Annotated in this window: 30 protein-coding genes; 16 read left to right on the top strand and 14 right to left on the bottom strand. The window is 70.3% G+C overall.

Annotated features, from left to right (window positions below):
- Positions 1–53: 53 nt before the first annotated feature.
- The 7 genes from EER30_RS01120 to EER30_RS01090 all read right to left on the bottom strand — a co-directional run bounded on the left by EER30_RS01120 (position 54) and on the right by EER30_RS01090 (position 3561).
- Positions 54–338 (bottom strand): hypothetical protein, encoded by a 285-nt coding sequence (locus EER30_RS01120; RefSeq protein WP_127497372.1) that lies wholly within the window; start codon positions 336–338, stop codon positions 54–56.
- 29 nt (positions 339–367) lie between these two features.
- Positions 368–574, bottom strand: a complete 207-nt coding sequence (locus EER30_RS01115; RefSeq protein WP_127497370.1) for a ribbon-helix-helix domain-containing protein — start codon at positions 572–574, stop codon at positions 368–370.
- Between the two features lie 111 nt (positions 575–685).
- A complete protein-coding gene (locus EER30_RS01110; RefSeq protein WP_127497368.1) occupies positions 686–1366 on the bottom strand; it encodes a hypothetical protein in 681 nt (226 codons plus the stop codon).
- Positions 1363–2238: an ABC transporter ATP-binding protein gene (locus EER30_RS01105; protein ID WP_127497366.1), complete on the bottom strand. Its 876-nt coding sequence runs from the start codon at positions 2236–2238 to the stop codon at positions 1363–1365. The genes EER30_RS01110 and EER30_RS01105 overlap by 4 nt, the downstream gene beginning before the upstream one ends.
- Complete coding sequence (locus EER30_RS01100) at positions 2238–2588, bottom strand: GntR family transcriptional regulator (RefSeq protein WP_127497364.1); 351 nt, start codon at positions 2586–2588, stop codon at positions 2238–2240. Before EER30_RS01100 ends, EER30_RS01105 begins: the two co-directional genes overlap by 1 nt.
- 91 nt (positions 2589–2679) lie before the next feature.
- Positions 2680–3036: a hypothetical protein gene (locus EER30_RS01095; protein ID WP_240669698.1), complete on the bottom strand. Its 357-nt coding sequence runs from the start codon at positions 3034–3036 to the stop codon at positions 2680–2682.
- Between the two features lie 21 nt (positions 3037–3057).
- On the bottom strand, positions 3058–3561 hold the full coding sequence (locus EER30_RS01090; protein ID WP_127497362.1) for a protein-tyrosine phosphatase family protein: 504 nt from the start codon (positions 3559–3561) through the stop codon (positions 3058–3060).
- 83 nt (positions 3562–3644) lie between these two features.
- Between EER30_RS01090 and EER30_RS01085 the strand changes: the two genes are divergently transcribed.
- Complete coding sequence (locus tag EER30_RS01085) at positions 3645–4739, top strand: D-alanine--D-alanine ligase family protein (protein WP_127497360.1); 1095 nt, start codon at positions 3645–3647, stop codon at positions 4737–4739.
- A gap of 6 nt (positions 4740–4745) precedes the next feature.
- On the opposite strand, the gene EER30_RS01080 is transcribed toward EER30_RS01085, so the two are convergent.
- Entirely contained in the window at positions 4746–5381 is a 636-nt protein-coding gene (locus tag EER30_RS01080; RefSeq protein WP_127497358.1) for a DUF3515 family protein, read from the bottom strand.
- Between the two features lies 1 nt (position 5382).
- On the bottom strand, positions 5383–5616 hold the full coding sequence (locus EER30_RS01075; protein WP_127497356.1) for an Lrp/AsnC ligand binding domain-containing protein: 234 nt from the start codon (positions 5614–5616) through the stop codon (positions 5383–5385).
- Positions 5617–5714: 98 nt separating this feature from the next.
- Between EER30_RS01075 and EER30_RS01070 the strand changes: the two genes are divergently transcribed.
- Both EER30_RS01070 and EER30_RS01065 read left to right on the top strand, forming a co-directional pair.
- The gene (locus EER30_RS01070) at positions 5715–6653 is read left to right on the top strand and encodes a thiamine-phosphate kinase (protein WP_127497354.1); all 939 of its coding nucleotides are present in this window, start codon (positions 5715–5717) and stop codon (positions 6651–6653) included.
- Positions 6654–6666: 13 nt separating this feature from the next.
- Positions 6667–7125 carry a GNAT family N-acetyltransferase gene (locus tag EER30_RS01065; protein ID WP_127497352.1) on the top strand — a complete coding sequence of 153 codons (459 nt, stop codon included), beginning with the start codon at positions 6667–6669 and terminating at the stop codon, positions 7123–7125.
- A gap of 55 nt (positions 7126–7180) precedes the next feature.
- Here the strand turns inward: EER30_RS01065 and rpmB are convergent, their stop codons facing one another.
- The gene (rpmB, locus tag EER30_RS01060; RefSeq protein WP_026207002.1) at positions 7181–7372 is read right to left on the bottom strand and encodes a 50S ribosomal protein L28; all 192 of its coding nucleotides are present in this window, start codon (positions 7370–7372) and stop codon (positions 7181–7183) included.
- 179 nt (positions 7373–7551) lie between these two features.
- Here rpmB and EER30_RS01055 point away from each other — a divergent pair, with 179 nt between their 5' ends.
- From EER30_RS01055 to EER30_RS01045, 3 genes are read left to right on the top strand one after another with little or no spacing between them, the layout of a single operon-like run.
- Entirely contained in the window at positions 7552–9165 is a 1614-nt protein-coding gene (locus EER30_RS01055) for a DAK2 domain-containing protein (RefSeq protein ID WP_127497350.1), read from the top strand.
- Positions 9162–11357, top strand: coding sequence for an ATP-dependent DNA helicase RecG (recG, locus tag EER30_RS01050; protein ID WP_127497348.1), 2196 nt, complete (start codon positions 9162–9164; stop codon positions 11355–11357). Before EER30_RS01055 ends, recG begins: the two co-directional genes overlap by 4 nt.
- On the top strand, positions 11354–11710 hold the full coding sequence (locus tag EER30_RS01045; RefSeq protein WP_127497346.1) for a DUF952 domain-containing protein: 357 nt from the start codon (positions 11354–11356) through the stop codon (positions 11708–11710). Before recG ends, EER30_RS01045 begins: the two co-directional genes overlap by 4 nt.
- 70 nt (positions 11711–11780) lie before the next feature.
- Here the strand turns inward: EER30_RS01045 and EER30_RS01040 are convergent, their stop codons facing one another.
- Positions 11781–12944 (bottom strand): cell wall anchor protein, encoded by a 1164-nt coding sequence (locus tag EER30_RS01040; RefSeq protein WP_127497344.1) that lies wholly within the window; start codon positions 12942–12944, stop codon positions 11781–11783.
- A 347-nt stretch (positions 12945–13291) separates the two neighbouring features.
- Here EER30_RS01040 and rsmD point away from each other — a divergent pair, with 347 nt between their 5' ends.
- From rsmD to mutM, 9 genes are all read left to right on the top strand, one after another.
- A complete protein-coding gene (rsmD, locus tag EER30_RS01035; protein WP_127497343.1) occupies positions 13292–13855 on the top strand; it encodes a 16S rRNA (guanine(966)-N(2))-methyltransferase RsmD in 564 nt (187 codons plus the stop codon).
- On the top strand, positions 13852–14331 hold the full coding sequence (gene coaD, locus EER30_RS01030) for a pantetheine-phosphate adenylyltransferase (RefSeq protein WP_127497342.1): 480 nt from the start codon (positions 13852–13854) through the stop codon (positions 14329–14331). The genes rsmD and coaD overlap by 4 nt, the downstream gene beginning before the upstream one ends.
- Before the next feature lie 146 nt (positions 14332–14477).
- Entirely contained in the window at positions 14478–14975 is a 498-nt protein-coding gene (locus tag EER30_RS01025) for an ATP synthase subunit B family protein (RefSeq protein WP_127497341.1), read from the top strand.
- 89 nt (positions 14976–15064) lie between these two features.
- Positions 15065–15661, top strand: a complete 597-nt coding sequence (locus tag EER30_RS01020; RefSeq protein ID WP_127497339.1) for a YceD family protein — start codon at positions 15065–15067, stop codon at positions 15659–15661.
- A 51-nt stretch (positions 15662–15712) separates the two neighbouring features.
- Positions 15713–15886, top strand: coding sequence for a 50S ribosomal protein L32 (gene rpmF, locus EER30_RS01015; RefSeq protein ID WP_097318372.1), 174 nt, complete (start codon positions 15713–15715; stop codon positions 15884–15886).
- A 59-nt stretch (positions 15887–15945) separates the two neighbouring features.
- Positions 15946–16908: a phosphate acyltransferase PlsX gene (locus EER30_RS01010; protein WP_240669833.1), complete on the top strand. Its 963-nt coding sequence runs from the start codon at positions 15946–15948 to the stop codon at positions 16906–16908.
- Entirely contained in the window at positions 16905–17684 is a 780-nt protein-coding gene (rnc, locus tag EER30_RS01005) for a ribonuclease III (RefSeq protein WP_127497335.1), read from the top strand. Before EER30_RS01010 ends, rnc begins: the two co-directional genes overlap by 4 nt.
- The gene (locus tag EER30_RS01000) at positions 17681–18841 is read left to right on the top strand and encodes a hypothetical protein (protein WP_127497333.1); all 1161 of its coding nucleotides are present in this window, start codon (positions 17681–17683) and stop codon (positions 18839–18841) included. Before rnc ends, EER30_RS01000 begins: the two co-directional genes overlap by 4 nt.
- A 9-nt stretch (positions 18842–18850) precedes the next feature.
- Complete coding sequence (gene mutM / locus EER30_RS00995; protein WP_127497331.1) at positions 18851–19705, top strand: bifunctional DNA-formamidopyrimidine glycosylase/DNA-(apurinic or apyrimidinic site) lyase; 855 nt, start codon at positions 18851–18853, stop codon at positions 19703–19705.
- On the opposite strand, the gene EER30_RS00990 is transcribed toward mutM, so the two are convergent.
- The 3 genes from EER30_RS00990 to EER30_RS00980 form a co-directional block, all read right to left on the bottom strand.
- Positions 19659–20228, bottom strand: coding sequence for a spherulation-specific family 4 protein (locus EER30_RS00990; protein WP_127497329.1), 570 nt, complete (start codon positions 20226–20228; stop codon positions 19659–19661). The two genes, mutM and EER30_RS00990, sit on opposite strands and share 47 nt — an antisense overlap.
- The gene (locus tag EER30_RS00985; protein ID WP_127497327.1) at positions 20225–21508 is read right to left on the bottom strand and encodes a hypothetical protein; all 1284 of its coding nucleotides are present in this window, start codon (positions 21506–21508) and stop codon (positions 20225–20227) included. Before EER30_RS00985 ends, EER30_RS00990 begins: the two co-directional genes overlap by 4 nt.
- Before the next feature lie 149 nt (positions 21509–21657).
- Positions 21658–23142, bottom strand: coding sequence for a DUF3492 domain-containing protein (locus EER30_RS00980; protein ID WP_127497325.1), 1485 nt, complete (start codon positions 23140–23142; stop codon positions 21658–21660).
- 715 nt (positions 23143–23857) lie between these two features.
- Here EER30_RS00980 and EER30_RS00975 point away from each other — a divergent pair.
- Positions 23858–24052, top strand: a complete 195-nt coding sequence (locus EER30_RS00975; RefSeq protein WP_127497323.1) for a hypothetical protein — start codon at positions 23858–23860, stop codon at positions 24050–24052.
- The last annotated feature ends 253 nt before the right edge of the window (positions 24053–24305 follow it).

The raw sequence follows: 24305 nt of genomic DNA, 5'->3' as shown, positions 1-24305 counted from the left end.
GCGTGTTTCATTTCCGGGCCGGCGCGGGCCGAATCCGGTTATGAAACACACGCCTAGAGGCCGAGGAAGCGGCGAAGGCCGTGATCGATTTTCGCGGCGAGTGTGGCAGATATTCGACCGTGCCGATGCCCGAATGCCGCCGGGTCGGCGAACCGGATGCGAGAGAGGTCGATGGTGCCACCACCGGCCAGGTCAGCTGGCAGCGGCAGCAGGATTCCCGGAACGTCGCCGTCGGCCCTGTCGTGGATCAGGACTATTACGGGATAGGTCTGGCTGTAGGCGGTCGCGCTTACCACCAGCACTCGGATGCGCCGGCTGCCGAGGGCGTAGTCGTACACGTCGCCTCGGGCGGGCCCACTGGCTAGCGCTACCACTCGGCGTTGAACTCGGCGTAGGCGGCGGCGTCTTCGCCGGACAACGAGGCGTGCCAGGCGACAGCCGCGGCGACAGCCCGGCGGTCCAGATATTCGCGGATCGCCTCGGCCACGACGGCGGACCGGTTGCCGCCTCCGACCGCCGTGTTGAGTTCGGAGCCGAGGTCGTCTTCAAGGGTGATCGAGATGCTGACCGTCACGTCGCTGACACTATCACCGGTATTGCTGGCGCTATTAGTGCCAGCAATACCGACGCTGCTGTCCATCAGGCAGCCGCCCGTTCGTAGGGCGATCGACGGAGTCTCCATTGATCAACCAGCCGTGCGGCGGATTGCGACGTCGCGCATGATCCGGTGGATGGCCAGGCAACCCGCGAGTGTGGCACCGAGCGAGACCGTCAGGGCCAGGGTGAACGAGTAGCGGCTGAACAGGGCACCGAACTCGTCGAGGTTCAGCAGCCAGCCGGTGAGCAGCAACGGCGCCGCGCCGGGCAGGATCAGCAGAACTCCCAGCCAGGGCCGGAAACGGTAGAAGACCGCCGTGAGCAGCACGCCCGACGTCACGTAGGCGGCCGTGGCCGGCACCAGGTGGGCGAACTCGCCGGCCGCCTCGCCGAACCGGAAGGCTGGGTAGCCGGACGCCCGCAGGTCGAGCAGGCCCAGCGTGATGCTCTCGGCGGCGTGCCCGATCACCACCGCGGCCGGGAAGACGAACGTCATCGCCACCCCGACGAGGGCGAGCCCGCGCAGGAACTCGTGCCGCGTCACGCCGTTGGCCACGAAGACCTTGAAATACATGCTGACCAGCAGCACGCCGGCCACCAGCGGCCAGTATTTCGCGGCCGCCGAGGCGATGAGGAGCCAGAAGCTGAACTTCATCGGCCCGACCGAGCTGATGGCGACGACCGCGATCACCTCGACGGCCAGGATGATCGCGACGAACCAGAGGACGATCGGCCGGAAGATTCGCAACAGGGTCGTGGTGACGGTCATCGCGACGCCTCCAGCGGCTGCGAGGTGAGGTGGACGAAGAGGTCCTGAATGCCGAGCGGGCCGAACGTGAGCCCGGCGCTCTCGCCGCGGGCGATCTCGTCGGGGCCGAACCGGCCGTCGAGCGTGACCGCGCGCGTGGCTCCGAGGGTCTGCTCGCCGAGCACCGGGTGGCCGGCGGCGAAGGCGGCGACGGCCTCGACCGGCCCGGTCACCGTGACACCCCGGCCGCGTAGGGCGTCGGTCTCGTCCTGCAGCAGGATGCGGCCGCGGTCCATGATGATCACGCGCTCGAACAGCTCGGCCACCTCGCCGATCAGGTGGGTGGAGAGCACGATCGTGCGCGGGTGGGCCAGATAGTCGGCGAGAAGCTCGCGATAGAACAGGGTGCGCGCGACGGCGTCCATGCCGAGGTAGCTCTCGTCGAGAATCGTCAGCCGGGTGCGTGAGGCCAGCCCGAGGATCACCCCGAGCATCGAGCGCTGGCCGCGGGAGAGCGCCGACACGCGTTTGCGGGCGTCGAGCTCGAAGACCTCGACGAGCTTGGCCGCATAGGCGGCGTCCCAGGTCGGGCGCAGGCGGGCCGCGATGTCGAGGATGGCGCTCACGCGGTCGGAGTCGTTGAGGTCGAGGGTGTCGCGGATGAAGCTCGTCTGCCGCATGACGCGCGGGTTCTCGAAGGCCGGCTCGCCGTCGACCAGGACGGTGCCGGAGGCGGGGCGCCGGTAGGACGCGAGGGCGCTGAGCAGACTGGTCTTGCCGGAGCCGTTGCGGCCCAGCAGGCCGTAGATCTTGTTGTCGGGCAGGCTGAGATCCACCGAGTCGACCGCGACCGTGGCGCCGTATCGCACGGTCACACCCCGCATCTCGATCATCAACGGCTCCTCAGATAGTGCGTGATCTCGTCGACGCTGATGCCGACCCGTTTCGCCTCGTCGAGCATCGGCTCGACCACCTCGGCGAAGAACCGCTCGCGCCGGGCCGACCGCAGCTTCTCGCGCGCGTCGGGGCTGACGAACATGCCGATGCCTCGCCTCTTGTAGAGCACGCCCTCGTCGACCAGCTGGGCGAAGCCCTTGGCGGCGGTGGCGGGGTTGATCCGGTAGAAGGCCGCGTATTGGTTGGTCGACATGACCTGCTCGTCCTCCTTGAGGGAGCCGCCGAGGATGTCGTTCTTGATCCCGTCGGCGATCTGCAGATAGATCGGGCTCCGGTCGTTGAACACCGCGAGCCTCCCTAGTGCAGTGGTTCATTACTCATGTAACGAACCATAGAGCTGGTGAAGATCGAAGACAAGGCCTTCAGAAAGGCGGAAGTCAGGCCGCGAACGTCTGGGGGAGGGCGCCCGAGTCCCAGAGGTGGTCCAGGTGCTCCAGGAAGCCGACCAGGCTGCGTTCGAGCTCGCGTCGCTCCGCAGCCGGCAGGGAAGCCAGCGGGTCGCTGAAGACCAGCCCGTCAGGGTGCTTCGCGCGGGTGCCGACGAACTTGCGGCACGATGAGCACCAGACATAGCTGACCAGGGTGGGCCGACGGGCGTTCGAGGGCGCGGTGACGTACGCCCGAAGGCTCTTGCGGCCGCACGCGGGGCACTCGCGCTCGCCGGGGGAGGCGAAGAAGCTCTCCCCCTGGGTCATCGCCGCGACCTGATCACCGGAGAAGCTGTCCCAACTCACCGGGGCAACCTATCGCGAAGATCAGGCGGTGTCGGCCAGCCGGGAGGGGTGCGTGGCCGCGAAGTCGTAGAGCCAGTCCTGCGTGATCGGCATCTCGGTGCCGCCGGTCACCCGGCTCAGCGCCTCGCCGGGGGCGATGCCGAGCAGCACCAGCGTCGTGCAGGCCAGCAGCGTCGACCGTCCTATCCCGCCGAAGCACTGGGTCACCACGAACCGTCCCGATCGCACCTGACCGGCCAGCCGGCTCGCCAGCGCCACCACCTGGACGGCCTCGTCGCGCGGCACCCCGCCCTCGGGCACCGGGAACGAGACGAACTCGAGCCCGTACGCCGCGGCCGCCGAAGCTGTGTCGCCGAAGCCCAGCCGATGCTGCTCGGTCGCGGTCAGCGCCGAGACGACGACGTTGACCCCGGCCCGGGCCAGCGCGCCGAGATGTTCGGTCGGCCAGGCGTCGGCGCGCGGGTGCGCGATGGTCGCCAGTTGTCCGGGCCCCGGCCCGGCGATCACGTGCAGTGCTGCTCTCATGACTGTCGTTCCCCTGTCCCGGCAGTGGCTAACGCAGAGTAGGGTTCCCCCCGGCAAGCCCGCTAGCGAGAGGCCCAAAGAAAGTGACGACCCCTCGGAAAACCCGCGTCGCGATCGTCTTCGGAGGTCGCAGCACCGAGCACGCGATCTCGTGCGTGAGCGCCGGAGCCATCCTGCGGGCGCTCGACCCGGATCAGTACGAGGTTCTTCCCGTCGGCATCACCCGCGAGGGCCGCTGGGTCCTCGCCGGCGTCGACCCCTCGACGCTGGAGATCAGCGACCGGAAGCTCCCCGAGATCACCGCGGCCAGCGGCAACGCCGTCGTGCTGGCGGCCGACCCCACGGCGACCGACCTGATCGTGCGTGAGCCCGTCGACGGCGTCTCCTCGCTGGCCGGGGTCGACGTGGTCTTCCCGGTGCTCCACGGGGCGTACGGCGAGGACGGCACCATCCAGGGCCTGCTCGAGATGGCCGGCCTGCCCTACGTGGGCGCCAACGTCTTCGCGTCGGCCGCCGCGATGGACAAGGAATTCACCAAGAAGCTCGCCATCGCCGAGGGCATCCCCGTCGGGCCGTACGCGGTGCTGCGCGCCGGCGCCGAGCTCAGCGAGGCCGACAAGGACCGTCTCGGTCTCCCCGTCTTCGTCAAGCCCGCGCGGGCCGGCTCGTCGCACGGCATCACCAAGGTCACCGACTGGGCCGACCTCGACGACGCCGTCGCCACCGCCCGCCAGATCGACCCCAAGGTGCTGGTCGAGGCCGCGATCGTGGGCCGCGAGATCGAGTGCGGCGTCCTCGAGGGCGAGGCCGGCGGCGCGCCCGAGGCCTCACTGCTGGCCGAGATCCATGTCGGCGACAGCGACTGGTACGACTTCGAGACGAAGTACATCGACGGTGGCCGCTACGACGTGCCGGCCGGCCTGCCCGCCGAGGTGACCCGCCAGGTGCAGGAACTCGCCCGGCGCACCTTCACCGCGCTCGACTGCGCCGGCCTGGCCCGGGTCGACTTCTTCGTCACCGCCGACCACCAGGTCTACCTCAACGAGATCAACACGATGCCGGGCATGACGCCGACCTCGATGTTCCCGCTGATGTGGGCGGCCACCGGCCTCGAATACCCCAAGGTGGTCGACCGCCTGATCCGCACGGCCCTGCGCCGCGGATCAGGCCTGCACTAAGGGCTTCTAGCCCTTGCAGCCGCTCGGTACGCCCGTGGTCGTCGACTTCACGGTCTTGACCACGGGCAGCGAGAACTCGTTGGCCCACTGCCCGGTCTGCTGATAGCTGCCGGGCACGCTCACCTTCACGGCGACCTCGCGGTCCATCGTGGTGAACTCGTCGGTGGCCGGCCCGTCCTTGGCCCACCAGCAGACGCCGTCCATTCTCAGCATGGTGGCGTCGAGCGGCACGCAGCCCGGCTTCCCGCCGTCGACGCGCTCGCACATGACCGGCTGGGTCACACCACACGCGACGGTGATCGGCGGCTCACCCCACGCGGCGTTCTGCTCGGCCCCGGCGCTGACCTTGCGACCCGGCAGGTTTCGCAGGGTGGTCGGGAGCTGCGAGGTGACCGCGAGGCAGACCTGGGTGTCGCGCTCGTCCAATTTCGGAGCGGTCATCTGCACCGGTGTTGCCGGCACGGTGACCGGTGCGGAGGCCGCCGGCGCGGCGTCTTTGTCGGAGTTGTCTGGCACGACCTGCCAAAAGACCACGAGACCCACGATCAAAGCGACCGGGACGGCGATCAGCGTGGCCCACAGCGCCGCACCGCGCGTCGCCGAATCTGCCTTCTTCGCCGGTGGTTTCTCGAGGTCGACCATGTCAGAGGTTTACCACGGAGCAGGTGAGGGTTCGCATGATGCCCGGAACGTACTGGACTTTGCTCACAATGAGGCCGCCGAGGTCGTCGACCGTGTGCGCCTCGGCCAGAACGACCACGTCGTAGGGTCCCGTTACGGCGTCGACCCGCACGACACCAGGAATTTTGCCGATCGCGGCGGCCACGTCATGGGCCTTTCCGACCTCGGTCTGGATCAGGATGTATGCCTGGACCACGCTCCGACTCCATTCCGCGTCCGCCGTAAACCAGAACGTGAAACTACCGTAAGGATCCGCTCGACAGCGGGCCGCATCAGGAACGAAAGGCCACACTAGTGAGCATCGCCGAGGCCGGGGAGTTCGGGCTCATCGCCCGGGTGGTCGCCCGGCTCGAAAAAGGTCCCATGACCCTGCTGGGTCCGGGCGACGACGCCGCGCTCGTCGCCGCGCCCGACGGACGGGTCGTGGCCTCCACCGATGTCCTGGTCGAGGGCCGTCATTTCCGTCGCGACTGGTCGTCCGGCACCGACGTCGGGCACCGCGCGGCCGCCGCCAACCTGGCCGACATAGCGGCCATGGGCGCCACCCCGACCGCGCTGCTGGTGGGTCTTTGCGCACCCACCGATCTCGACGTCGCCTGGGCCGAGGAACTGGCCGACGGGCTCTCGGCCGAGGCCGCCCTGGTCGGCGCGAGCGTGGTGGGTGGCGACACGTCGTCCGGCCCGACCCTGATGGTCGCGGTGACCGCCCTGGGCGACCTCGGCGGGCAGCAGCCGGTGCTGCGCAGCGGCGCCCAGCCCGGCGACGTGATCGCATTGGCCGGGCGGGTCGGGTACGCCGCCGCGGGCTACACCGTGCTGTCGCGCGGCTTCCGCACGCCCAAGGCGCTCGTGGAGGCGTACCGGCGCCCGGTTGTTCCCTATGACGCCGGTCCCGCCGCCGCGCGGGCCGGGGCGACCTCGATGATCGACGTCTCCGACGGCCTGCTGCAGGATCTCGGTCACATCGCGAGGGCCAGCGTGGTCGGCGTCGACGTGCGGACCGAGGCCTTCGAGGTCACCGGTCAGATGCTCGACGCCGCGACGGCCCTGGGCGTCGACCCGCTGCAGTGGATCCTGGGTGGTGGCGACGATCACGCCCTGGCCGCGACGTTCCCGCCCGGCACGCCGATTCCCGCAGGCTGGCGCGAGATCGGCCAGATCCACGAGGGCACCGGTGTGACCGTCGACCGCAAACCGTGGAGCGGAGCGCTGGGATGGGACCACTTCCGCTGATTACGCTGCAGAAGTGCCAGAACTAAAGATCCGCCTGGCGGACTACCAGGAGCCGGCCGTGCGGGCGCTGCTCGTCGACGTGATCGCCGAGCTCTCCGAACGCTACGGCGGCTCCGGCGACGACACCCCGATCGCCGCCGACGACTTCACCCCGCCGAACGGCGCCTTCCTCGTGGCCGACGACGGCGAGCGTCTGGTGGCCTGTGCCGCCTGGCGCCGCCACGGCGACGACGCCGAACTGAAGCGCATGTTCACCGCGAAAGAGAGTCGAGGTCGGGGCCTGGGCCGCAACATGCTCACCGCGATCGAGGAATCGGCCCGCGCCGCCGGCTGCCACCGCCTGATCCTCGAGACCGGCGACCGGCAGCCCGAGGCCATCGCCCTCTACGAGAAGGCCGGCTACCGGCGCATCGAAGACTTCGGCCACTACAAGGGGCAGGAAGGCGTTCTTTCCTACGCCAAGACCCTGTAACTACGCAGCTAGCCCCTCGGCCGTGGGGCCGAGGGGCTAGCTGGAAAGCCTGAGATCAGGCGCGGACGACCTTGCCGGCCTTGATGCACGAGGTGCAGACCTTGAGCTTCTTGGTCGTGCCACCACCGGCGGGGGTGCGCACCGACTGGATGTTCGGGTTCCAACGGCGGTTGGTCCGCCGGTGCGAGTGGGAAACGTTGTGGCCGAAGCCCGGTCCCTTGCCACAGACGTCGCACACGCTAGCCACGGGTAACTCCTAGTCGAAACGAAAAACCGAAGACGCCCAGCGCACATGGAAGGCGCAGGCAACCCGGCAAGGCTACCCGATGCCCGCCCCTAACAGCCAATCGCCCCCGGGAACGCCCTTCAGCTGGGGCTCGGGCGCGCTCGCGAGAAGTTGTCAGCCGTCGTTAGTACGATTTTCGCGTGCTCGAGACGCTGGACGCCGCAGCAGTCCGCCGCTGGTGCGGCGGCGGTCTCCAGGCGCTCCGGGTCCACCAGCGCGAGATCGACGAGCTGAACGTCTATCCCGTCCCCGACGGCGACACCGGCACCAACCTCGTGCTCACCCTCACCTCGGCCCAAGAGGCGCTCGACGTCGCCGAGCCGACGCCCTCGGGCCCGGCCGGCACCCTGCGGCGCATGGCCCGGGGCGCGCTCCTCGGCGCCCGCGGTAACTCGGGCGTGATCGTGTCCCAGATCCTGCGGGGCATGGCCGACAGCCTGGCCGCCTGCGTCGCGGTGCGCGGCGCCGATCTGGCCCGGGCGCTGCGCTCGGCGTCCGAGGCCGCCTACGCCGCCGTGGCCCGCCCGGTCGAGGGCACTGTTCTCACCGTCGTCGCCGCGGCCGCCGATGCCGCCGCCCGCCTGAAATCCGACGACGTCGTCGCCGTGGCCCGCGCCGCCGCCCGGGCCGCCACCGAGGCCCTGGCCCGCACCCCGCAGCAGCTGCCCGCCCTGGCCCGCGCCGGCGTGGTCGACGCGGGTGGCCGCGGCCTGGTCGTCCTGCTCGACGCCCTGGTCGTGGCCCTGACCCCGGGCAGCGGCTCCACCGAGCCCGTCCCCGCGGTTCCCGCCCCCGCGACAGCAGCCCCAGCCGAGGGCGGCTACGGCTATGAGGTGCAATATCTGCTCGACGCCGAGGCGGCCGCGGTCGATCGTCTGCGAGCCGAGCTCGACGCCCTCGGCGATTCGCTCGTCGTGGTCGGCAGCGGCGACGACGGTCTCGCCACCTGGAACGTGCACGTCCACGTCGCCGCGCCCAACATCGGCCCAGCGATCGAGGCCGGTGTCGTGGCCGGTCGCCCTCACCGCGTCACGGTCACCCCGCTCGACGCCCACACCCACGTCTCCACCGAAACGCCCGATCCGGCCTCGACCGATCAGGAAGACAGACGCGGCGCCGTCGTTGTCGCCGCCGGGGAAGGGCTCACCTCCCTGTTCGAGGCCGAGGGGGCGACCGTGGTCGGCCGCAACCCGTCCACCCGCGAGATGATCGAGGCCGTCCGGGCGTCCGGGGCCCGCTGCGTCGTGCTGCTGCCGAACGACGCCAACACCCAGGCCGTCGCCGTGTCGGCGGCCCGCGAGGCCGAGACCGAGGGTTTCCGCGTCAGCGTCGTGCCCACCCGATCCCCGGTGCAGGCGCTCGCGGCTCTCGCCGTACGGGACGGTCGTCGCCTCTTCGCCGACGACGTCATCGCGATGGCCGAGGCGGCCGGCGCCTGCCGCTACGGCGAGGTCTGCACCGCCCAGCGCGACTCCCTCACCGTCGCCGGTCCCTGCCGGGCCGGTGACCTGCTCGGGCTCGTCGACGGCGAGGTCCACGTGATCGGCGCCGACCTGGCCGAGGTCAGCACCCTGCTGCTCGACCGCATGCTCGGCGGCGGCGGCGAACTGGCCACGCTCGTGCTCGGCGCCGACGCCCCGGCCGAGCTCGAAGCGGCGTTGCGCGGGCACGTCGCCCGTGTCTGGCCCTTCGTCGAGCTGCACAGTTATGCGGGCGGTCAGCCCCGTTACCACCTGCTGGTTGGAGTGGAATGAGCGAGACCGTGACCACGACCGACACACCTCTGACCCAGGTGCTCAAACCTGCCGAGGCCAAGTCGCTCGCCACCCACCTCGACCTGCACACCGCGGGCGACCTGATCTACCACTTCCCGCGCCGCTACGACGAGCGCGGCGAACAGGTCGACCTGCACGGCCTGCAGATCGGCGAGCAGGTGACCGTGCTCGCGCAGGTGCAGTCGGTCAGCGTCAAGCCGATGCGCCAGCGCAAGGGCAACATGCTCGAGATCACCATCGGCGACGGCTCCGGCGCGACCCTCACCTGCACCTTCTTCAACCAGGCATGGCGCGAGCGCGACCTCAAACGCGGCCGCTGGGGCCTGTTCGCCGGCAAGGTCACCGACTTCCGCGGCAAGCGCCAGCTCAACAGCCCGGCCTACCAGTTGCTCAAGGCCGACGCCACCCAGGACGAAGCGGCCGAAGAGATCGAGGAGTTCGCCGGCGCGCTCATCCCCGTCTACCCCGCCGCTCAGGCCGTGCCCACGTGGGTGATCGCCCGCTGCGTCCGCACCCTGCTCGAGACGTTCCAGCCGCCCAAAGACCCGCTCCCGGCCACCGTGCGGGCCAACCGCAACCTGGTCGGCATCGGCACCGCCCTGCGCGAGGTCCACCGCCCCAGTTCCAAAGAGGCCCTGTACGCGGCCCGCAAACGCCTCAAGTGGGACGAGGCCTTCGCCGTCCAGCTGACCCTCGTGCAACGCCGTGCCCGCGCGGCCGCCGCTCCCGGCCGGGCCCGCCCGCGCGTCGAGGGCGGCATCCTCGCCAAGTTCGACGCGAGCCTGCCCTACGAGCTGACCGAGGGCCAGGCCGCCGTGGGTGAGGAGATCGCCGCCGACCTGGCCGAGCCCCACCCGATGCACCGCCTGCTGCAGGGCGAGGTCGGCTCGGGCAAGACGCTGGTCTCCGTCCGCGCGATGCTCCAGGTCGTCGACGCCGGGGGCCAGGCCGCCCTGCTCGCGCCGACCGAGGTGCTCGCCGTCCAGCACTACCGTGGCATCAGCGCCCAGCTCGGCGCGCTCGGCCGGGCCGGCGAGATCGACGGCGACCCGGCCGGCACCCAGCTCGCCCTGGTCACCGGTTCGCTCGGCGCGGCCGCCCGCCGGGCCGCTCTGGCCAAGGTCGCCGACGGCACGGCGGGCATCGTCATCGGCACGCACGCCCTGCTCTACGAGGGCGTCGACTTCCACGATCTAGGCCTGGTGGTCGTCGACGAGCAGCACCGCTTCGGCGTCGAGCAGCGTGACGCCCTGCGCGCCAAGGCGGCCACCCCACCCCACGTCCTCGTCATGACGGCCACCCCCATCCCGCGTACGGTCGCCATGACCGTCTACGGCGACCTCGAAACGTCCACGCTCTCCCAGCTCCCGCGCGGCCGTTCGCCGATCGCGTCGCACGTCGTGCCCCCCGAGAAACCCGCCTTCCTCGACCGGGCCTGGCGACGCCTGCGTGAAGAGGTGCAGGCCGGCCACCAGGCGTACGTGGTCTGCCCCCGCATCGGCGACGGCGGCAGCGACGAGGAGGAGGAGCCCCCGGGCGACAACGAACCCGCCCGGCGCCCGCCCCTGGCCGTCACCGAGGTCGCGCCGATCCTGGAAGAGGGCCCGCTGCACGGCCTGCGCATCGCCGTGCTGCACGGCAAGCTGCCGGCCGACGAGAAAGACGCGATCATGCGGAAGTTCGCGGCCGGCGACCTCGACGTGCTCGTGGCGACCACGGTGATCGAGGTCGGCGTCGACGTCCCGAACGCCACCGTGATGGTCATCATGGACGCCGACCGGTTCGGCGTCTCCCAGCTCCACCAGTTGCGCGGCCGGGTCGGCCGAGGCTCCGCGCCCGGCATCTGCCTGCTGGTCACCGAGTCGGTCGAGGGCACCGCGGCCCGCGAACGCCTGGCCGCCGTGGCGTCCACGACGGACGGTTTCAAGCTCAGCGAGATCGACCTGGAACAGCGCCGCGAGGGCGACGTGCTCGGCGCCTCCCAGTCGGGCAGGCACTCGCATCTGCGCCTGCTGTCCCTGCTGCACGATGCCAAGCTGATCACCGAGGCCCGAGCCGAGGCCTCCGAACTGGTCGGCGACGACCCGAGCCTGAAGAAATATCCCGCACTCGCCGCCTCGGTGGCCGCCCTGGTCGACGAGGAACGAGCCGAATACCTGGAGAAGGGATGATCCTGCACATCGTTCCGCGCGCCGCGTGGGAGGCCGCTCAGGCGGCCGGCGTCTACGAGGGCGACACCCTGGCCACCCAGGGCTTCATCCACATGTCCACCGAGCATCAGGTCCACCGCCCGGCGACCGCCCTGTTCCGCGGCCGCGACGACCTGCTGCTCCTGGTGATCGACGAGTCACGCCTGCCGACCCCGCTCGTCTGGGAACAGGGCGTCCCACCCGATCCTGAGGGCCGCCCCTTCCCCCACCTGTACGCCCCGCTGCCGCTCGACGCGGTGGAGAAGGTCGTGGACTATCGCCCGCAGCCCGACGGCTCGTTCGCGCCGCCACAGTTCCAGCCGCCACAGTTCTAGCCGCCACAGTTCCAGCGCACGAAAAAGGCGCGCCGACCGAAGTCGGCGCGCCCTCATCTTGGGCTTGCTATCAGGCGGTGAACTTCACCTTGCGGCGACGCGCCATGAAGAAGAGCACGCCACCCGCGATCAGCAGGAGGGCAGCGCCACCCGCGATGCTGCCGGCGACGGGGCCGGTGACGGGCAGGCCGCCACCCTCACCCGGGGCCGGAGCAGCCTCGGTCGGGCTGGCGGTCGCGGACGGGGACGGGGACGCGGTGCCGTCGCAGTCCTCGGGCTTCTCCTCGTCCCACTTGACGGTGATGGGCTCGTCGCCGCCGGTCGCGGTGACCTCGAGGCCCTTCTCACCCTTGAAGGTCGCGGTGGCCTTCTCGCCCGGCTTGACGGTCAGCGACTGAGCCTCGCCCTTGTTCGGGGTGAACTTGGCCTCGACGGTCTTGGTGCCCTTGGTGTTGTCGATCGTGAAGCTCAGGTCCTCACAGGTGGCCGCGAAGTAGGCGTCCGGCTCGACCTCGGTCGGCGGGGTGCACTCTTCGGGCTTCTCCCACTTGCCCACGAGGAGCGGCGTCTCGCTCTTGCCCTCGGTGACAACGATCTTGCCGGCGTCCTTACCCGGGACGGTGACCGTCTTCGAGTCCTCGCCCTTCTTGACGACGACGGACTCGGTGAAGCCGTTGTCGCCCTTGACGGTGAACTTGGCGTCGGCCGTGGCCTCGGCGCCGTTCGACAGGGTGACGGTCACGCCCTCGCAGTTGGAGGCGAGCTGCGCGGTCGGCTTCGGGGCGTCGGGGGCGCACTTGCCCTCGAAGACGACCTCGCCGGTGATCGGCTTGGTCTCCTTGTGGCCGTTGTTCCAGGCGGCCTTGACAGCCAGCGTGGCCTTGGGCTCAGAGGCCTTGACCTTCTGGATGCCCTTGACGGTTTCCTTGACCGAGTAGGGGAACTGGCCCCGCTCGCTGGTGGCCAGCTTGAACTCGTCCGTGGCCGGCTCGAGCGCGCTCGGTCCGGCGGTGACCTCACGGAGGCCCCAGCTGTTGACGCCCGGCGGGACGACGGTGTTGACCGACCACGTCACGACCCAGTCGCCGCTGGCCGTGTCACAAACCGCGGTGCCCTTCAGTTCGCTGTGGTGCGCGCTGGCCGGGGACGCCAGAAATGCGACACCCCCCAGTCCGAGGATCGCACCGGCTACCACCGCGGTGGTACGCCGAAGCTTCGACTTCAGCAGGTTCACGCCTACTCCTGTGATTGGAGATCAGGGGGGTCAAGCGCAAGGAAGCGGCGGGCTGTCAACCAGGGACGAAATGGCGACTGCCGGCGACGACGCCTCCCCACGTCATCGAGCAAGCTCGAAATGCAGCTTGCAACGAGCAGTGACCATAGCGACTTACGCGAATCTGGGAAATCCCTCAGGGACGCTTAAAACTGCTGTTGCCGAGTCGTGATCTTCGATCGACGGTACGGTACCGTCCCGTTGCTCAGAGTGGCCGTTTCGGCGATAACCTGACCACTCAGCGCGGTCATTCGGGAAGCCGTCAAGTAGCTTCGACAGGTGTTCACTCATGAACTTTTCGAGGGCTGATGACGAGGATCATTGCTGGTACCCACGGCGGCCGGCGGCTGTCGGCCCCGCCCGGCGTGCTGACCAGGCCCACATCGGACAGAGTCCGTGAAGCGTTCTTCAGTGCGCTCGAGTCGATGATCGATCTGTCCGGGGTGCGGTTCGCGGATCTTTACGCGGGTTCGGGGGCGGTCGGGCTCGAGGCGCTTTCGCGCGGCGCCGATTTCACCCTTCTGGTCGAGGCGGATGCGCGCGCCGGCCGGGTGATTCGCGACAACATCGTGGCGCTGCGGGTCGGTAACGCGGCGCGACTGGTGACCGGCAAGGTCGCCCAGGTCGTCGAAGGGCCTCCCGAAGGTGGCGCCTATGACGTCGTTTTCGCCGACCCGCCGTACGCGGTGACCGACGCGGAACTCATTGACGTGCAACAATCGATGATCGATTTTGGCTGGCTGGCCCCCGACGCTGTGGTGATCCTCGAGCGGGCCACTCGGGGCGGCGCGGTGACCTGGGTGGACGGCATCACCGCGGATCGAAGCCGGCGCTACGGGGAGACCACACTTTGGTACGGTCGCCGATCATGAGACGAGCGGTCTGTCCCGGGTCCTTCGATCCGGTCACCAACGGCCACCTCGACATCGTCGGCCGGGCCAGCCGGCTGTTCGACGAGGTGATCATCGGCGTGCTGATCAATCAGTCGAAGACGGGCCTTTTCACGATCGAGGAACGCATCGAGATGTTGGGCGAGGCGACTGCCTCGTACGACAATGTCCGGGTCGCCTCGTTCCACGGTCTGCTCGTCGATTTCTGCCGGTCGCAGGGCGCGGCTGTGGTGATCAAGGGTCTGCGCGCGGTCAGCGACTTCGACTACGAGTTGCAGATGGCGCAGATGAACATCGGGTTGTCCGGGGTCGAGACGCTCTTCATGCCGACGAATCCGCTCTACTCTTTCCTCTCGTCGAGCCTCGTGAAGGACGTCGTCAAGTGGGGTGGCGACGCCTCGGCGTACGTGCCTGATTTCGTCGGGGAGCGGCTGGTCACCCGCCTCAAGCAGAACTGAGGCGGAACGCACCCTGTCGGCGCGCCAAAAGCGGCTCGGGCGGTGACGCAGTAACGTGATCGCACCACGCTGCGTGGGGCAAGATGGCTCTGCCTTCAGTCCTGATAGGGGCGGCGGGCGGGGCGGTTGGATGGGAGTGAGCACTCGTGGATCCGCTCGACCGCATCGACGAGATCATCGACCTCGTTCAGGAAGCGCGCTCCGTGCCCATGTCGCGGACGAACTTCATGTACGACCGGACCGAGATGATCGAGCGCCTGGAGGACGTGCGCGCCGAGCTGCCGTCCGAGCTGCGCAAGGCCGGCGCCGTGCTCGAGGAGCGTGACCGGATCATCGAGGCCGGCCGCCGCGAGGCCGATCGGATCATCAGCGAGGGTGAGACCGAGCATGCCCGTCTCGTCTCGGTGAACGAGATCACGGTCTCGGCCGAGCACGAGGGCGCGCGCATCATCGCCGAGGCCCGCACCGAGGCCCAGCGCCTGCGGGAAGAGGTCGACGACTACGTCGACACCGCCCTGGCCAACTTCGAGCAGTTCCTCACCCGGGCGCTCTCGTCGATAGAGCGTGGCCGCGACAAGATGCACGCGCTGCGCGAGATCGGGACCTTCCAGGGGGAAGACGCGGAGCGCCCTCTACCGTTCTAGTGAGTTCGGGGAACACCACCCGGATTCGACGGTACGGCGGCAGCTCAGGTAACCTTTCCTGTCGGCCTACCCACGGCTGAGGATAAACGATGCCCAAGTCACCACACTCACACCTGGACCCCAGGCAGCCGCTCGTCGTCGACACGACGAAACTTCCACGGCAGCCTGGTGCGACGCGTGCCCTGAAAAGGGTGATCCCGGCACCGGTCGACCTCGGTCTGGAGCTGATCTCGGTCCCCGAGGGGTCGGACGTCGAGCTCGATCTGACGCTCACGTCGGTCTCCGAGGGGGTCTATGTCAGCGGTAGTGTCCGCGCCACGCTCACCGGCGAGTGCGGTCGCTGCCTCAACGAGATCAACGAGTCCTTCGACGTCAAGATCGCGGAGCTGTTCGCCTACGAGGACAGCACCACGGAGGAGACGACCGACGAGGACGAGGTCGGTCGCATGCAGGGTGACCTGCTCGACCTGGAGCCGGCTGTGCGGGACGCGGTGGTTTTGACGCTGCCGACCAACCCGCTCTGCCGTCCGGACTGCCCAGGGCTGTGTCCCGAGTGCGGGGTGCACTTCGACGACCTTCCGGCTGACCACAGCCACGAGGAGATCGATGCCCGCTGGGCCGCTTTGCGCAACCTAGCTGAGCCGTCCAAGGCGGCTCCGCCGCAAGACCAAGATTCTGAGGAGTGAGCCGTCCCAGACGGCTTCGCCGCAGCAGCAAGATTCTGAGGAGTAGGTACCGTGGCCGTCCCCAAGCGCAAGATGTCGCGCAGCAACACCCGGTCCCGCCGGGCGAACTGGAAGGCGACCGCGGTGCAGACCGTGGCGTGCCCCCAGTGCAAGTCGCCGCACCTGCCGCACACCGCGTGCGGGGTCTGCGGCACCTACAACGGCCGCCAGGTCCTCGAGGTCTGAGCGTCTCTTAAGTGACGCGCCCTATTGCCGGGCGGGTCGCTCCTGAGCATCGGCGACCGATCGGTGCCACGGCTTCCGGACAGTTCACTGTCGGGGAGCCGGGCACCGCGCGGATCGCCGTCGACCTCCTCGGCGGGGACCATGCTCCCGCCGTCGTGGTTGACGGCGCTCTGCGCGCCTGCCAGGCCGACCCGGCCCTTCACCTGTTGCTCGTCGGCCCGCTCGAAGCGGCCGATGAGGTTCGTGGTGCCCTCGCACCGGGCGACCGCGCCCGGATCAGCACGCTGCCCATAGCTCCTGGCGATCCGGTCGAGAGCTGGGTCGAGTCCGGGGTACGTTCCGCGGTGCTCGCCGTCGCCCAGGGCGGCGCCGACGCTGTTCTCTCCGCCGGCAATACCGGCGCCACGGTCACCTCGGCCGCCCTCGGCCTGGGCCGTCGCCCGGGCGTACGCCGTCCGCCCCTCGCCGCCGTGCTGCCCACCCTTTCCGGGCGGCTGGTGCTGCTCGACGTGGGCTCCTCGGTCGACCCCGACGAAGAGACGATGGCCATGCACGCCCGGCTCGGGGCCGCGTACGCCTCGGTCGTGCATGGGGTTCCGCGCCCGCGCGTCGGCCTGCTGACCATCGGCATCGAACGCGGCAAGGGCGATCGCCTGCGCCGCGCCCTCCCACCCCTGCTCGCCGGCCTCGACCTGCCCGGCGGCGGGCGCTACGTCGGCCTGGTCGAGGGCAACGATGTGGTCACCGGCGCCATCGCCGACGTCGTCGTGACCGACGGATTCACCGGAAATGTGCTGCTCAAGGGGCTCGAGACGGCGTACGCCGAGATCGGGCCCCCGAACGAGCGGCGGGTTCCCCGCGCGGCGCTGCTCCTCGGGGTCGAAGGGACCGTGGTCGTCTGCCACGGTGCCGCCTCGGGCCCGGATCTCGCCGCCGGGATCGCCTTCGCCGCCCAGCTCCACCGCCGAGCCGCGGTCGCGGCGATGGCCGAGATGATCGAAACACAACGAGGTGCCTCATGAGTGACAAGCGTCGCCGACCGCCGACCCTGCCGCTGGAGGAGGCCTTCGGGGTCCCGCTCGAGCCGGGCCTGCTCGAGCGCGCGCTGACCCACCGCTCGTACGCGTACGAGAACGGTGGGCTGCCGACGAATGAGCGCCTCGAGTTCCTCGGTGACTCGGTGCTCGGCGTCGTGATCACCTCGGCGCTCTTCCACAACCACCCCGACCTGCCCGAGGGCCAGCTCGCGAAGCTGCGCGCCAGCGTGGTCAACATGCACGCGCTGGCCGACGTGGCCCGCGGTCTGGGCCCGGAGGGGCTGGGCCGGCACCTGCTGCTCGGCAAGGGCGAGGAGACGACCGGCGGGCGCGACAAGGCGAGCATTCTGGCCGACACGCTCGAGGCGCTGCTCGGCGCGATCTATCTCGAGCACGGCCTGGACGTCGCGGGCGAGGTCATCCACCGGCTGTTCGACCCGCTGATGGCCGAGTCGGCCGGCCGCGGCGCCGCGCTCGACTGGAAGACCAGCCTGCAGGAGCTCACCGCGGCGCTCGGCCTCGGCGTGCCCGACTACGTGATCGAGGACTCCGGTCCCGACCACGCCAAGACGTTCACCGCCTGGGTGGTGGTGGCCGGCGAGCGTTACGGCGGCTCCGAGGGGCGCAGCAAGAAGCAGGCCGAGCAGCGGGCCGCCGCGGCCGCCTGGCGCATCCTGACCGAGCGCACCAGCGAGCCCGACGGGAGCCTGCTGGACAAGCCCGACGACAAGCCCGACGACGAGCTCGAAGACAGCGAGTGAGCCTGGCGGTGGCGGTCGAGAAACCCCGGTTGTGGGACCTCGCCGGGGGCCGGCGCGGCGTGGGGATCGCCGTCGGGATCTTCGCGCTCACCCGGGTCGCCCAGCTCGTCATCCTGGCCTGGCTGGACAACGCCTCCCAGAACCCGGTCGGGATCCGCGAGCGGCTGCTGGTCTGGGACGCCGGCTGGTTCTACCGGGTCGCCGTCGACGGTTATCCACACGGTTACACGTACGACGCCTCGGGTGCTCTGCAGGGCAACGAGCTGGCCTTCTTCCCGGTCTACCCGCTGCTCATCCGGTTCGTGGCCACGCTCGGCATCGAGGCGCACACGGCGTCGCTCGTGGTGGCCTGGCTCGCCTCGATCGGCGCCGCGGTCGCCCTGCACCTGCTGGGCACCTCGCTGTACGGCAAGCGGGCCGGCTGGGCCCTGGTCGCGATCCTCTGCACCGCGCCGGTCTCGATCGTCTTCTCGATGGGCTACTCGGAGTCGATCTTCGTCGCGCTGGTCGCCGGCATGCTGGTCGCCGCGCACCGGCGGGTCTGGTGGGCGGCCGGCCTGCTCGGGCTGCTCACCGCGCTGAGCCGCCCGACCGGTGCCGCCGCCGCGGTCGCCCTGGCCGTCGCCGCCGTGCTGGCCGTCCGCGAGTCGCGCGAGAAGGCCTGGCAGCCGCTGGGCGCCGCCGCACTCGCCCTGGCCGGCGCGCCGCTGTTCCTGGCCTGGGTCGGCTGGCGGGTCGGTGACCCGGTCGCGTGGTTCCGCATCCAGGCCGCGGGCTGGGGCACGTCGTTCGACTTCGGGGCGAGCACGGTCAAGTTCCTGAACACGACGCTGAGCGGCGGCGACGGCTGGGTCCCGGTCAGTGTCGCGTTCATCCTGCTCGCTGCCCTGGCCGCCGCCGGGGTCGCGCTCGCCCAGCGTCCGTGGCCCCCGATCGCCGTCTACGGGGTGATCGCCATGGTGCTCGTCTACGGCCAGGCCGGGTTCTACCACTCCAAGCCCCGGCTGCTCCTGCCCGTACTGTTGACGCTGCTTCCGGCCGTCGCCGCCGCCGCCCGTGCTCGCCCCCGGGTCGCTGTGGTATCAATCGCGGCCTGGGCGGCGTTCGGTCTCTGGTACGGCGCCTATCTCGTCGCCGTGTGGCCCTACACGCTTTAGGAGTTCGCAGTGCCTGAGCTGCCCGAGGTCGAGACCGTGCGGATGGGGCTGGCCAAATGGGTGGCCGGCCGCACGATCAAGTCGGTCGAGGTGCACCACCCGCGCGCGATCCGCCGGCACATCACCGGCGACGCGCACTTCATCGCCCTGCTGACCGGCCGCACCGTCCTCGACGTGTCCCGCCGCGGCAAATACCTGTGGTTCCCGCTCGACTCCGGTGACGCGATCATCGGTCACCTCGGCATGAGCGGCCAATTGCTCATGCAGCCGGGCGACGCCGAGGACGAGAAGCACCTGCGCATCCGGTTCACGTTCACCGACGGGGGCCCCGAGCTGCGCTTCGTCGACCAGCGCACGTTCGGCGGGCTCTCCGTCTCGGAGGGGGGCGCCGAGCTGCCCGACGAGATCGCGCACATCGCCCGCGACCCGATGGACCAGCTTTTCGACGACGATGCCTTCGTCGCCCGGCTGCGCGGCAAGCACACCGAGATCAAGCGCGCGCTGCTCGATCAGACCCTCATCTCCGGCGTCGGCAACATCTACGCCGACGAGGCTCTGTGGCGGGCCCAGCTTCACGGCGCCCGGCTTACAGATCAACTGACCGGGCCCGCCGTACGCCGTCTGCTCGCCCACGTTCGTGATGTGCTCGGTGAGGCGATCGTCGCGGGCGGCACGAGCTTCGACGAGCTCTACGTCGACGTGAACGGCGAGAGCGGCTACTTCGACCGGTCGCTCAACGCCTATGGCCGCGAGGGTCAGCCGTGCCACCGGTGCGGTACGCCGATGCGCCGCGAGCAGTTCATGAACCGGTCGTCGTTCAGTTGTCCGCGCTGCCAGCCCCGCCCGCGAACGATTCGGCACTGACGAGCGGGCCGGCGTCGGTGGCCAGCCCGAAACCCGCTCCACGCCGGCCCATCAGTCGCCGCGCGGCCGTGAGCAGCTCGGCGGGCACCCGGTGCACGAGGTGGCCGTCGCCCGGCCGTGATCCGTCGCCGTCCCAGCTCTGGTAGGCCGACCACGGCCCCTCGAAGGTGCAGATGCGTACGCCCAGATCGCGGTAGAGCGGGTGGGTCGGCACGCCCGGATTGAGCACCACCCGGTGCAGGCCGCGGCGGGCGGCCAGGCGCACGGTCAGCGCGACCGGGCCCACCCCGCCGGAACCGGCCGGCGCCCGGTCGAGGAAGAGGCCCTCGGCACCGTCGGCCCGCCAGGCGTCGACGTCGGCCAGCACGTCGGCCAGCGAACGGGTGCCCCAGTCGAGGTCGATCTTGCCCAGGGACTGGTGCAGGGACCGCCGTTCGCCCGGCAGCTCACGGACGATCCAGGTGTCGCCGTCGAGAGGCAGTTCCGGCGACGGGTGGGCGTACGGGGGGAACAGGGTTTTCATGATGTTCTCCGCGGGTCGTCATCGGACGTCGGCTGGGCGGTCAGGGCCACGACGAGCAGGCCGGCCAGGTGGGTGGCGGCGAGCACGGCGACGGCGTCGGGCAGGGGGCCGGAGGAGGGCAGGGGAAGGAACGGCAGGGCCACAATGACCAGGGGAGGCGCGGCGGCCAGGGTCGCGGCGATCCCCGTACGGGTTCGGGCCGCGAGCAGATAGGTGATGGCGAAGACGCCACCGAGCAGGGTGCCGCCGGCCAGGCCCAGCACACTGGCCTGAGTGCCGGCCAGCGCGGGAAGGCCCGCGGGCAGACGGTATGCGGCGAGGGCCAGCGCGACGCCCACGGCGAACGGTGGCAGCAGCCCGGCCAGCGTGATCAGCGTGACGCCGCGGACGTGCTTGCGCAGCTCCTCGCCGGTCTCGGCCTCGTCCAGCCCGGCGTCGACCTGGCCGGTGTGCCAACCGATGAGCGCCTCGAGGACCGGCACGGCCAGCAGCAACGGCAGCCAGAACGGGGCGGTCGAGCCGGACGGGCCGGCCTGCCAGACCAGCCCGACGCAGACCGCCTGGGACGCGCCGATGATCAGGTAGCCACCGCCGCGTCGCAGCTCGGCGGGGGTCAGCCGCTGTGCGCTGCGGGCACGGGTTCCGGGTAGGACGGCCGGCTGGAACGCGCGGATCAGGGCGACCACGATGGCGGCGGGGAGCAGGGTGCCGATCGGGACCGCGCCGGCTGTTTCGGTGATCAGGCGGCCCAGGCGGCCGGCGCTGCTCACGCTGCCGCCTAGCAGGTCGGCCAGGGTCAGGGCGGCGAGGAGCCAGCACGGCAGGCTCCATAGGACGACGGCGGCCTCGGCCCGGGTCACCAACGCGGCGGTGACGGTGGCCAGGGTGCCCAGACCGCCGAGGCCGATCACCAGGGCCAGGCCGCGCTGCGAGCCGACCACAGTGGAGGGCGCCACCCAGACCAGCGCGCACCAGAGCCCGGCGACGGCGGCGAAACCGCTGCCCACCAGGCGAGCGGCGGCGGCCGGGCCCTCGCGGCGGGCGACCGCGACGCCGGTGCAGGTCAGAGCCTGGGCGGCCGACCAGCCGAGCAGCAGCGTGACCAGCGGGACGGGCCAGGCGACCTGGGCCAGCGGACCGGCGGCGGCGACCGCGACGCTGAGCGGGCCCAGATAGAGGGCGCAGCGCAGCAGGGCGGCGTTGAGGAAAGCGCGGCGGGCGGGGGCTCGATGGGAACGAGGCGGGGCCTTTGCTGACAATTCGGGCGCAAGCTCGGGCATCCGAGGTTCCTGCTCCGGCACGGGTAGGTCTGTTTCCGGAACCGTCTTCGGTGGACGGATCGTCTCCGGTGGCAGTGAATGCCGAGGCACGGCGGGCGCGCGTCGATGCGTACGCCGGGAAGTTGCTCTTGATCGTGCGGGCGTGATCGTCATGCGGAGTGCCTCTCACTGACCAGCCAGCGCAGGGTGGCCGGAGGTTCGGAGCGTGGGGCCGGCACGGCGAGGGCCAGCTCATACGCGGTCGGCGGGGGTGGCGCCACGAGATCGGTGTAGAGAGCGCCGTAGACGCGGACCACCCGGTCGTTGGTGAAATGGGTCAGCGCGCGACGGCGGGCCGCGTCGCCCAGCACCCGGCGACGGGTCGGCGACCGCAGCAGGCCGACGACGGCGATCGCGAGCTCGGCCGGGTCGCCCGGCTGCACCAGCACGCCCGCGTCGCCCAGCGTCTCGGCGGCCGGTCCCACATCGACCCCGACCACGGCCCGGCCCGACATCATCGCCTCGACCAGCCGATAGGGCGGGTCGGCGGGTCCCGGCACGTGCGCCACGACGTGCCCCGCCGTGTAACGGTCGCGCCGGTCGGCGGGCAGCGGGTGCAGGCGTACGGCCCGGCCCAGCCCCGTACGTTCGATCTGCTCGGCGCAGTGGTCCTCGTGCGTGGCGGTGACCCCGACCAGGTGCAGCACGGTGCCCGGGATCGCCGCGACGACGTGCTGGAACGCAGCGAGCAGCGGGGACAGGCCGCTGTCGGGGCCGCCGCTGCCCGCCCAGACCACGGCGGGGCCGGACTCGAGCTCGGCCGCGACCGGATACTCCGACGGGTCGACCCCGGCCGGCACCTGCACGAGCTTGGCCGCCTGCGCGCCGTGCCGCAGCGCCCAGCTGTGGTGATAGGCGCTGAGCGGCGCGATCAACCCCGCCTCGGCGTACCCGGTGCGGGCGACCGAGCCGCGCAGCCGGCGCAGCACGGTCCGTACGGCCGGTGACAGCCGTTCCTCGTGCGGCTTGTGCCGGGCGACCGGTGCGCGGGCCTCGGTGAGCAGCAGTGGGACGCCCGTGCGCCAGCGGCCGGCCAAGGCGGTGAGCAGCGGGGTCGTGCCGCCGACGCAGTGCACGAGGCCGGCGTCGGGCAGGTGGACGGTGATCGCGCCGAGGGCGTGGCGCAGCAGGGCGGCGGCGGTGCGGGCGTCGCGCACGCTGAGCCGCGGAACATCGTGACCCGTACGCCACGATTCGAGCAGGGCGTCGGCGAGGGGCAGGGCGGGCAGCAGGGACGGGTTGTCGGCGACCCGCCTCAGTCCGCCGGCGAACACCTCGTCGGGATGGTCGCCGATCAGGCCCTGGCAGAGCAGCGTGGCGGCGGCCCTCGCCAGGTCGCCGTCGGTGCCGCGGCGACGTTCGTGACGGGTTCCACCGCGGCTCATGGCGACGGCGCGGGCCGAGCCGACGTTGAGCGGGAGCGGGTAGGCGGGGGCGGGCGGCGGTTCCCGGTCGGTCACGGTGAGCAGCTCGAAGCGGAAGCGGCGCAGGCCCTGGACGAGGGTTCGGCACCATCCGCTCAGGGCGTCCCGCCGGTACGGGTACCCGCCGCCGGTGAGCAGGCAGATGCGCTCGTGCGGCGGGGTCGGATTCACGATGGAGGCAACGAAACACTTCGCCGAACGCGGGGCGGCCTGTCAGCTAGACGACACAATTAAGCGATTTTTATCCTATTTGTCGCCTGCTTTGAGATGAAAAGTCCGTTTGTCTGTGATCCATTGTGCCGGTGGGTGACTCCGTGCGGGACGGGTCATCGGCGGGCTTGCGCCGCGGGCAGTCGGAGCGGTTTGGCCCACCCGCGGGCGACGCGGTCACGAATCAGGTGTGGTCCGCGTCAAGTTACGTGGGCGGTGTGATCGACGAGATTGTGGGAAATCGGGTCGCGCCGGAAGAATGAGGCGAGTCAAGATCGAGGCCTGGCCCGGGATCGGGCATGCCAACTTTGGCGCCTTATTTGATCTTCAAGAGTGGAGGCGTGATCACAATTACCCGGGGTCGCGGGCCTGTTTGGCCTGCTGACGACCCTTCGGGTGGGATGATTCACTGCTCACCGGCGACGGGACGCCTCCGCAGCGCTTGACGGATTCTGGCTTGCGGCGGACTATGGAGGAGTCGCCAGTCGCGCCCACTCATGCCCGGTTCCAGTTGGACGTGAGAAATCTGCACCTTGAGAATCCTTTCCTAGGGTGCATGATTCTGTGCCCAAGCGTGCCCTTGAGCTCAGACCTGCGGTGCATGCTGGGCGCGCGTTGGTCGGCCTCTCCGGCAACGCTTTCCACAAGAAGAAGCAGTGCTTCTCAAGGAGTCACCATGGCGAAGGCCCTCTTTGGCCACGTAGGTGCGGCGCCCGATCGGCGCCTGCTCGACGAGGTCACCCGTCTGCGTTCCAGGGTGCAGGCCCTGGAGTTCGAGGTCACCCGGCTTCGTGCCGAAAATGATCGTCTCGCGGCGGCCGCCGCGGAGGCAGACGATTTCGCGCGGCTGACCGAGCCCGCTCTGACCTGAGCTCCATCGGCTGTCATGGCCTCGTCACCACACGTGCCGGGCGGCCCCTGAATCAGGCTCGAATCCCCTCGCACCAAAGACGCACCCCGAAAACGCGCGCCGCCACGAGAGTGGAGGCGCGCATCTTTTTGTCCCCGGGGAAGCACTGGCGGGTCATTTTGTCCAGTTTCTGCGGGACGCGGAGCGGCGGTAACGTTCGCCGACTCGCGCCGGGGGTAGTCTGCGCCGAAGCAGAAGACGACCGACCCTCGGA

The sequence above is a fragment of the Actinoplanes solisilvae genome, assembly GCF_003999975.1.
Classification (GTDB): Bacteria; Actinomycetota; Actinomycetes; order Mycobacteriales; family Micromonosporaceae; genus Actinoplanes; species Actinoplanes solisilvae.
Note: the sequence above shows the minus strand (reverse complement) of the source record. Positions and strands in the feature narration are given on the sequence as shown.